Consider the following 8260-nt stretch of genomic DNA (forward strand, 5'->3'; position numbering starts at 1 on the left):
ACGGCGGCACCCGAAGGTGCCGCCGCTTCCTGTTCAAATTGACCGGTGCCGCAATCAGAAATCGTAGCTGAGGCCGATCTTGATCCGCCATACGGAAGAGCTGAAGTTGATCGGATTGTCGTTGTCGATCGATGCTGCCCCGTTGAAGCCGGTGATGATGTAGCGGCCCTGAGCGTCGACCCCGCTCGAGGAGGCGACATCCTGCAGCCCGCGATAATCGCGGCGGCGCTGCACGTTCCAGCTGTCGTCAAGCAGGTTCAGGAAGTTGTCGATCGTGCCGTAGAGCTTGATCTTGTCTTCCTTGTAACCGAACAGATGGCCCGGACCGGGGATCTCCTGCGAGAAGGAGAGGTCGACATCGAAGTACCAGTCGCCCGCGCAGGTATTGCGGGCGATGGTGCTGCCGAGATAGCCCTTGGCACAGCCCAGCGACGAAGCCCAACTGGCGAGGTCGGCCACGGCGGTCATGTTGGACGAAGGTGCGATGTTCGGGTCGTCGACGCCGGTCGGCAGGTAGACGAGCGCATTGTCCGAGCCCGAGACGGAATCGCCCCATACGCCGCTGCCCGCGAAGGTCAGGCTGTAGGGACGGCCGGCACGGCCGATGAAGGTGATGCCCAGCCGGGTATCGAGATCCTCGAAGAATTCCTCGCGGAAGTTCGTGCTGAGCGTGAAGTTGTGCTTGCTCGAATAGAAGCCGGTCGAGTCCGCGGGGTTCTGGCGGTCGAAAGCGGCGACGTTGTCGTAGTTCGAACCGGCAGTGGAGTTGTACATGCTCCGGCGGTCATGGGCATCGGTATAGGAATAGCCGAAGGTGAAGTTGGTCGAACCGCCTGAGGTGAAGATACCGCCGTCGAACTGCTTGGACAGGATGATCGAGGCGATGTGGCTGTCATAGCTGCCGGTATTGGTCAGCATCAGTTCGTCGTCGCGGCTGGTGCCGAAGCAGGCTGCGGTGACGTTGTTGTAGGTCGGCTTGGGTTGAACGTCGACGAGCGTGGCATCGCAGCCCGCGCGGGTCGGATCGATCGCTGCGTAGATCGGACGGCCGTCGATCGTATAGCCGTTCAGACCCTTTGCGATGTCCGGCACCATCGACAGGTCCACCACGTTGAACGGGTCCATGTAGTGGCTGTAGATGTAATCCAGATCCACGTGCCAGCCGCTGAAGAAGCCGCTGTCAGTGAAGTTCAGATCGGTGCCGATGCCGAAATTGGCGCGCAGTACGGACGGCATCTTGATGTTCGGATCGATCGACTGCGTATCGCCGCGACCCGCTGCCGCGCTGGCGACGCCTGCGGCCTTGAAGCATTCGGGAACGCCGGTGAACTGGCCGTCCACCACCACGTCGATCTGGCCCGCCGGGCAGGGGGCATCCTGCGTGGTACCCTGGGCGAAGCCACGGCCGTCATTCTGGAAGGCATTGCCGAACCACACCACCGGGTCGCCGCCCGAGAACATGCCTATGCCGCCATGCAACTGCGTACGGCTGAAGACCGAGAAATCATCGAGATCGTAGGTCAGGCCGAGGCGCGGCATCCATACCGGCGCGAGCGCGTCGAAGCCGGTGTCGTTGCCGAAGCCGTAGCGGTCGACGAAGTTCTGGTTCAGCGCCGGATGGCCGCCATCGTACCAGTCGACCCGCAGGCCGACCGTGGCGGAGAGGCGATCGGTTACTTCCCAATCGTCCTGCGCGAAGAGCGAGTAGATCGTCCGGCGGAAGCTGGCCGCCGCATCGTTGATGTCGCCAGTGCTGGAGAAGTTGCCGAACGCACCTTCGACCGCACCCGAGACCACGCCGTTGGGCGTGTTGGTGGTATTGTTGTTGCCGGTGCCCGGGGAAAGCAGGCCAGCCTTCAGATCGTCGATATTGCGGAAGACCAGCGTGCCGGTGGCGTTCTGGACGAACAGGTTGAACAGGTTCGCCTGGTTGATTTCGCCGCCGAACTTCAGCTTATGCGCGCCTAGGTCTAGCTTGGCGGCGACGCGCCACTGATTGACGTTGGTACGAAGGTCGTTGGCCGAGCGGGAGAAGCCCGGACCCACTTCCACGGCGCCGTCATCGGCATTGCCGGCGCCGTTCGCCACGCCCACGATGATGCGCGGGATCGGGTTGGCATCCTGCGCCTCGCCGCCGCCGACCGGATCCTGCACGTCGCGTACTTCCGAACGCGAGTAGCGGATTTCCGTCGAGAGATTGTCGGTCCAGTCCGAATAGAGGCGCGCCGAATAATAGTTCGAGCGAGTGCCGCTGAGGTAGAAGGTGTTGCCGCCCACCACGGTGCCGCCGAAGGTGCCGGTGCGCGCCTGGTCGTCCGAGCGGGTCGTGCTTTCCTCGAGCCGCTGATAGGTCAGCTCCGCACGATGGCGGTCGGAAAGCTGGAAGTCGCCGCGGAGGAAATAGCGATCGTTGCTGTAGGGGCGGCTCTTGATCGGAGCGCCGGCTTCGATCCCGTAGACGTCCTTCAGGACGGTTGCGATCTCGTTGAACTGATCGATGCTGACCTGCGTGATCGGCAGGGGATAACCGTCACCCGCGGGGCCATCGTCCTGCGACTGACCGGCTTCCTGATGCTCGTAAGCGCCGTAAAGCCAGACGTAATCCTTGACGACGGGGCCGCCGAGATAGGCGCCCCAGCGCTTTTCCGGCTCGACCGGGGCGACGGCGGTGCCGTCGACCGTGTTGCCGCGCAGGCCGTCATCCGAATATTCGAAGAAGCCGCCGAAATGGTAGTCGTTCGTGCCCGACTTGGTGACGACATTGATCGAGCAGCCGGTGAAGGCGCCGTAATCGACGTCGAACGGGGCGAACTGCACCTGGGTTTCGCGCACCGCGTCATAGGGGATCGGGGTAGAGCTACGCGAGGAGAAGCCGGTGTCGTTCAGGCCGTAAATGTCGCCCTGGCTGATGCCGTCGACAGTGAAGGCGTTGCCGCGATCATTGCCGCCAAGGCAGGAGATGCGGTCCTGGCCCGAGCCGGTGTCATCGCGGTCAAGGCTGACGCGCGGGTCGATACGGATCACGTCGCGCACGTCGCGGTTGAAGCTGGGCGCGTCGGTCAGCAATTCGCTGGTGAAGCTCTGGCCGGGGCCGACTGCGAGCTGAGTGGCGCTGACGCGGGCGGCCGAAACGACGATCGCGCCCGAGCCGGGCATGAGCGTGAAGGTCAGGCTGGTTTCACCCTGCAGGGTCAGGAACACGCCGCCGACCGACTGGCCCTCATAGCCGTCGAGGTCGGAGGTTACGGTGTACGGACCGCCCGTGGTCAGGTTGGGCGCGCGGAAGCGGCCTTCGCCATCGGCGATCAGCGTGCGCTCCACGCCGGTGCGGTCGTCGCGCACCGTCACCATGGCGCCCGGCAGTGCACTGCCATCCTCGGCCGTCACGCGGCCCTGGATGCCGGAGGTGATCTGCTGGGCGGCGGCAGGCGCCGGGAGCACAACGGCGGCCGTGAGGCTCGCGACGCTGGCGGCGAGAAGATACTTCAGTTTCATTGGGCTGACGCTCCCTGTTAGCGTGATGCCGGGGTGCGTATGGATGGTTCGAGACGCAACCATGTCTCTTTCGTGACAGGTTGGTTACAGGCGGAACCGGCTATTGCAACGCAGCGGAATTTGTCGCCGCAATGTTTGATTTCCGCGGCTTTTTTGCGTCTTGTTGCCGCGTTGCAACAATCTGGGAATTTTCGCTCGCGCGCCATTTCCCACAGCAAATCCACAGGCCGGACAGGCCCATTTGCTGCGCTGCAATGCCTATGGGCAGCGCAGGCGACTCAGGCCAGATTGATCTCGCGCAGGCGCTGCAGCAGGAATTCGTGGCTGGATAGCGGCTGCGGATAGAGGTCGGGATGTGCCTCGTCCACGCAGCCGGGCAGGGTCTCGATCGTGAAGTCCGGCCGGAAATGCAGGAAGAAGGGCATCGAATAGCGCGAGCGGCGCGCGGCCTCGCCCACCGGGTTCACCACGCGGTGCAGCGTGGATTTGAGCCGGTTGTTGGTCAGCCGCTCCAGCATGTCGCCGATATTCACCGCGAGGGCGCCTTCGGGCGGAGTGATCGAGGTCCATTCGCCCTTGGCGGAAAGCACCTGCAGCCCCGCCTCTTCCGCACCCAGCAACAGGGTGATCGTGTTGATGTCGCCATGGGCGGCTGCGCGGATCGCGCCTTCCGGCGCGCCTTCGGGCAGGGGCGGATAATGCAGCAGGCGCATCACCGAATTGCCGTCCTTCACCGTGGGTGCGAACCAGTCTTCCGGCAGGCCGAGATGCAGCGCGATGGCGGCCAGGATACGCCCGCCCGCCACTTCGAACGCCGAATAGAGCGCCTCGAAGGTTTCGCGGAATTCGGGGATTTCGGTCGGCCAGATATTGGGCGGCATGAACTGTTCCAGCGGATCGCCAGGCGGCAGGCTGCGGCCGATATGCCAGAACTCCTTGAGATCGTGGACCTGCGCATCCTTGGCCCGCTCAGTGCCGAAGGGGGTATAGCCGCGTGCGCCGCCGGTGCCGGGAATGTGATAGGCGCGCTTCACCCCGTCGGGCAGGGCGAAGAACTCGCGCGTCAGGTCCCATGCCTTTGCCACCAGATCGGCGGGCAGCCCATGGTCGCACACCACGGCAAAGCCCCAGTCGCGGAAGCTCTGGCCCAGCTCGTCCGCCATGTCGGGCAGGGGGCGGGCGAGGGAGACGGTGGCGATCTTGTCCATTGAACTACCTTAGAACGACAGGAAGAGGCCCGCCAGCGCGGCGCTCATCAGATTGGCGAGCGAACCGGCGGCCAGTGCCCGCAGGCCCAGCTTCGCGATCACCGGGCGCTGGTTGGGGGCAAGGCCGCCCGTCACCGCCATCTGGATCGCGATCGAGCTGAAATTGGCAAAGCCGCAGAGCGAGAAAGTGACGATGGCCCGGCTGCGGTCAGACAGCGTGGCGGCATCGATCCCGCCCAGTTCGATGAAGGCGACGAATTCGTTCAGCACCACCTTGGTGCCGAACAATCCGCCCGCGATCTGCGCCTCGTTCCAGGGAATGCCCAGCAGATACATCACCGGCGCGAAGACATAGCCGATCAGTTTCTGGAAGGTCAGCCCGTCCATCCCGAACCAGCCGCCGATCCCGCCAAGTATGCCGTTGGCCAGCGCCACCAGCGCCACGAAAGCCAGCACCATCGCGCCCACCGCCACGGCCAGCTTGACCCCGGTCTGCGCGCCCTGCGCGGCGGCTTCGATGATGTTGGCGGGCTTTTCGCCTTCCTCGAAAGTCTGGGCGACCTCCACTTCATGCGGCTTTTCCCCGCCTTCGGTGAGGGCTGCGGGGCCTTCGGCGCTGATGCGGGCCTTGGGCAGCGCGATCTCGCCTTCCGGTTCGGGCGGAGTGGGGCTCTCGTCCGGCATGATGATCTTGGCCATCAGGATGCCGCCGGGGGCGGACATGAAGGCGGCGGCGAGCAGATAGGGCAGATAGTCGCTGCCCAGTACCCCAGCATAGGCGGCCAGGATCGTGCCCGCCACGCCGGCCATGCCGACGGTCATCAAGGTGAAGATGCCCGAGGGAGACAGCGCCGCGAGATAGGGGCGCACCACCAGCGGGCTTTCCGACTGGCCGACGAAGATGTTCGCCGCCGCGCCCAGCGATTCCACCCGGCCGATGCCGGTCACCCAGCCGATGCCGCCGCCCACCCAGCGCACCACGCGCTGCATGATGCCGAGATAATAGAGGATGGAAACGAGCGAGGCGAAGAAGATGATCACCGGCAGCGCGCCCAGCGCGAATGTGCCGGCCAGCGGATTGTCCGCCGGGGCGCCGAACAGGAATTCCGTGCCCTTGTCGGCATAGGAGAGCAGGGCGGAGACGCCGTTCGCCATGCCCTGGATCGCCGCCTTGCCCCATGGGGTGCGCAGCACGATCAGCGCAATGCCCGCCTGCAGCGCAAAGGCCGCGCCCACCACGCGCAGGCGGATGCGCCGCCTGCCGGTGGAGAGCAACAGGGCAATCAGGAGGATCGCGGCGATCCCGGCCAGGTTGATGAGCAAGTGGGCGGCCCCTGTTCCACGGCGGCGCCGCGGCGGCGCCCGAATCCCGTCTTGGGGCGACTATGCCGTGTGCAGTGCAGCAAGGTCAAACAGGTTGCAGCCCGAACCACTTCCCAAATGCCGCGCCGCGCAATAGGCAGGGCCATGGACTCTGCCGATCACGCGCCTCAAGCCGCCGCATCCTCCGCCGCCCTCAAGGCCATCCCGCAGCCGCTGTTCCTGTTCGCCCTGCTCTATGGCGGGATGACCTGCATTGCAGGCGTGCTGGGGGCCAAGCAGGTGGGGCTGGGGCCACTGGCGGTGGAGGCGGGGATATTCCCCTTTCTGATGCTGGTGGCGATCTCCAGCGCCGTGGCGGAGCTTTACGGACGCCCGGTAGCGGACCGGCTGGTGCGCTTCGGCTTCGTACCGCTGGCGACCGCGATCCTGCTCACCTGGCTGGTGATCGAACTGCCCACCGATCCGGGCATGTATCCCCCGGCGCAGGAAGCCTTCCCGATCATCCTGGGGCAGAGCTGGCGGCTGATGCTGGCGGGCATCGCGGCCTATGGCGTCTCCATGACGCTGAACGTGCTGATCTTTTCCAGGCTGGCGGCATTTGGCGGGCGGCTGGTGGCAGTGCGCGGCGCGATTGCCTCCATGCTGAGCCAGGTGGTCGATACGCTGATCTTCATCACCATCGCCTTCCTGGGCGTGCGCCCCATCGGCAATCTGATCCTCGGGCAGGCACTGGCCAAGGTGGTGCTCTCGCTGGTGCTGGTGCCGCCGCTGATCGCCCTGCTGGTGAAGCTCGCCCGCCGCTATTCCTGAGGCGGCGAATGGGTTAGCCTCCCGCCCAAAGGACAAGGGGGAGGGACCATGCGCTTCGGCATTTTCGACCATGTGGACGATGACGGGCAGCCGCTCCACCGCCAGCTGGAAGACCGGCTGCGCATGGCGGAAGTCTACGATCGCTGCGGCTTTCACGCCTATCATGTGGCCGAGCATCACGGCACGCCGCTGGGCCGATCCCCTTCGCCCTCGGTGCTGCTGGCGGCACTGGCCCAGCGGACGCAGCGGCTGAAATTCGGCCCGCTGGTCTATTGCCTGCCGCTCTACCATCCACTGCGCCTGATCGAGGAAGTGGCGATGCTCGACAGCCTCTCGGGCGGGCGGCTGCAACTGGGGGTGGGCAAGGGGGCCTCGCTGATCGAGGCGGGGTTCTTCGGCGTGGAGATGGACGATCAGCGCGCCTTGTTCGACGAGGCGCTGGAGGTGCTGCTGCAGGGCCTCACTTGCGATGAGTTGACTTACGAAGGCGCGCATTTCCGCTTCGACCGGGTGCCGATGCGCGTGAAGCCGGTCCAGCAGCCCCACCCGCCGCTGTGGTATGGCGCGGGCAGCCCGGCCTCGATCCAGTGGTGCGCGCGCGAGGGGATCAATATCGTCACGCTCGCCCATGGGGAACGGGTGCGACAGGTGGCGGACCTCTATCGCAGCGAATGGCTGAGCCATGGCGGGGACCTCGCCCATATGCCGCTGGTGGGGGTGAGCCGCCACATGGTGGTGGCCGATACGGATGAAGAGGCACTGGCCATCGCCCGCCCGGCCTATCTGCGCTGGCGCGACAGCTTTGCCCAATTGTGGATCGAGCGCGGTTATCCCCGGCCCTTCACCGAGATCTATCCCGATAGCTGGGACGAATTGCAGGCCCGCGGCAATTGCTGCGCCGGTTCGCCCGCCACGGTCCGTACCTTTGTGGAACGGGAAGTGGAGCGCGGCATTACCTATATGGTCGGCTGGTTCGCCTTCGGGGACATGCGCCTGCCGCAAGTGACCCGCTCGGCGGAATTGTTCGCGGCGGAGGTTATGCCGGGATTCGGGTGAGGGATGGGTTGGCCCAGCCCTCCAATCTCCGAGCCCTCCAACCTCCGTTCGTCCTGAGCTTGTCGAAGGATATGCGAAACATTTCCCCAATCGCAATGTTCCAGTGCGCCCAGTCCAGAACTCAGCGCGTGTCCTTCGACAGGCTCAGGATGAGCGGGTGTGGGTGTGGGTGTGGGTGAGTTCCTCCCTTTCGTCATTCCCGCGCAGGCGGGAACCCAGCAGCAACCGTTGAACTGGGTTCCCGCTTGCGCGGGAATGACGAAGCGTGGGTACAAGTATCCATCCGGCGGCAACCCGGACCTTTACGCCAGTGTTGGAAAGCCAATCGCGCGGCCGGCACGGCGTCAGGATTGGCGCGTGCAGGAGGC

The 8260-nt window shown here is 65.0% G+C and carries 6 protein-coding genes; 3 read left to right on the top strand and 3 right to left on the bottom strand.

Annotated features, from left to right (window positions below):
• Positions 1 to 54: 54 nt before the first annotated feature.
• From WFP36_RS09615 to WFP36_RS09625, 3 genes are all read right to left on the bottom strand, one after another.
• The gene (locus tag WFP36_RS09615) at positions 55 to 3495 is read right to left on the bottom strand and encodes a TonB-dependent receptor (protein ID WP_336980009.1); all 3441 of its coding nucleotides are present in this window, start codon (positions 3493 to 3495) and stop codon (positions 55 to 57) included.
• A gap of 278 nt (positions 3496 to 3773) precedes the next feature.
• Positions 3774 to 4703 carry an isopenicillin N synthase family dioxygenase gene (locus WFP36_RS09620; protein ID WP_336980011.1) on the bottom strand — a complete coding sequence of 310 codons (930 nt, stop codon included), beginning with the start codon at positions 4701 to 4703 and terminating at the stop codon, positions 3774 to 3776.
• A 9-nt stretch (positions 4704 to 4712) separates the two neighbouring features.
• Positions 4713 to 6026 carry a NupC/NupG family nucleoside CNT transporter gene (locus tag WFP36_RS09625; RefSeq protein WP_336980013.1) on the bottom strand — a complete coding sequence of 438 codons (1314 nt, stop codon included), beginning with the start codon at positions 6024 to 6026 and terminating at the stop codon, positions 4713 to 4715.
• Between the two features lie 144 nt (positions 6027 to 6170).
• Between WFP36_RS09625 and WFP36_RS09630 the strand changes: the two genes are divergently transcribed.
• From WFP36_RS09630 to WFP36_RS09640, 3 genes are all read left to right on the top strand, one after another.
• The gene (locus tag WFP36_RS09630) at positions 6171 to 6836 is read left to right on the top strand and encodes a queuosine precursor transporter (protein WP_336980014.1); all 666 of its coding nucleotides are present in this window, start codon (positions 6171 to 6173) and stop codon (positions 6834 to 6836) included.
• 48 nt (positions 6837 to 6884) lie between these two features.
• Positions 6885 to 7892: an LLM class flavin-dependent oxidoreductase gene (locus WFP36_RS09635; RefSeq protein ID WP_336980015.1), complete on the top strand. Its 1008-nt coding sequence runs from the start codon at positions 6885 to 6887 to the stop codon at positions 7890 to 7892.
• Positions 7893 to 8063: 171 nt separating this feature from the next.
• On the top strand, positions 8064 to 8260 hold a 197-nt coding region (locus WFP36_RS09640; RefSeq protein ID WP_336980016.1), incomplete at its 3' end, for a hypothetical protein.

It is taken from the genome of Fulverythrobacter fulvus (assembly GCF_037154085.1).
In the GTDB taxonomy this organism is placed as follows: Bacteria; Pseudomonadota; Alphaproteobacteria; order Sphingomonadales; family Sphingomonadaceae; genus Andeanibacterium; species Andeanibacterium fulvum.

Coding starts and splice junctions, on each gene's coding strand:
- WFP36_RS09615 (WP_336980009.1), bottom strand. CDS start 3,495: ATGAAACTGAAGTATCTTCTCGCCGCCAGCGTCGCGAGCCTCACGGCC.
- WFP36_RS09620 (WP_336980011.1), bottom strand. CDS start 4,703: ATGGACAAGATCGCCACCGTCTCCCTCGCCCGCCCCCTGCCCGACATG.
- WFP36_RS09630 (WP_336980014.1), top strand. CDS start 6,171: ATGGACTCTGCCGATCACGCGCCTCAAGCCGCCGCATCCTCCGCCGCC.
- WFP36_RS09635 (WP_336980015.1), top strand. CDS start 6,885: ATGCGCTTCGGCATTTTCGACCATGTGGACGATGACGGGCAGCCGCTC.